Annotated in this window: 1 protein-coding gene; it reads left to right on the plus strand. The window is 73.9% G+C overall.

Going from position 1 to position 805, the window contains the following annotated elements; translation table 11 throughout:
* Window positions 1-805 (plus strand): ketoacyl-synthetase C-terminal extension domain-containing protein (locus tag ACTWQH_RS32800; RefSeq protein ID WP_443290462.1); only part of this gene is annotated, 805 nt, incomplete at both ends.

Consider the following 805-nt stretch of genomic DNA (forward strand, 5'->3'; position numbering starts at 1 on the left):
ACATCGACGCCGTCGAAGCCCACGGCACCGGCACAACGCTGGGCGACCCCATCGAGGCGGAGGCACTGCTGGCCACCTACGGCCAGGACCGGCCAGACGACCAACCCCTCTGGCTGGGCTCCATCAAATCCAACATCGGCCACACCCAAGCAGCCGCAGGCGTCGCCGGAATCATCAAGATGATCCAAGCCATCCACCACGGGCACCTCCCCCCCACCCTCCACGCAGACGAGCCGACACCACACGTCGACTGGTCGTCGGGGGCAGTCGCGCTGCTGACCCAGCCCCGGCCCTGGCCAGAGAACCAACGCCCCCGCCGGGCCGCCGTCTCCTCCTTCGGCGTCAGCGGCACCAACGCCCACATCATCCTCGAACAACCTCCAACGCCCGCGCCCCGCGCCCCCGAGGCGGCGGCCGACGAGCCCACCGGACCCGTGCCCCTGCCACTCTCGGCCCAGGGCGACGCCGCGCTGCGCGCATACGCCCGGCGGCTGCACGGCCACCTCACCGAACGCCCCCACCTCGCGCCCGGCGCTGTGGCGGCCGCGCTGGGGACCCGGGCGCGCCTCGACCGCCGCGCCGTGGTCGTGGGCGAGGACCGGCAGGAGTTGCTGGCCGGCCTGGCGGCGTTGGCGGACGGGCTGCCGCACCCGGGCGTGGTGACGGGGAACGCTGTCGCCGGCAGGACGGTGTTCGTCTACCCCGGTCAGGGCTCGCAGTGGACCCGCATGGGTGCCCGGCTCCTGGACCACTCACCCGTCTTCGCCCAGGCCCTGACCGACTGCGCCACCGCCCTGGCCCCCCA

Origin of the sequence: Streptomyces sp. 6N223 (genome assembly GCF_052246635.1) — a bacterium.
Taxonomy (GTDB): Bacteria; Actinomycetota; Actinomycetes; order Streptomycetales; family Streptomycetaceae; genus Streptomyces.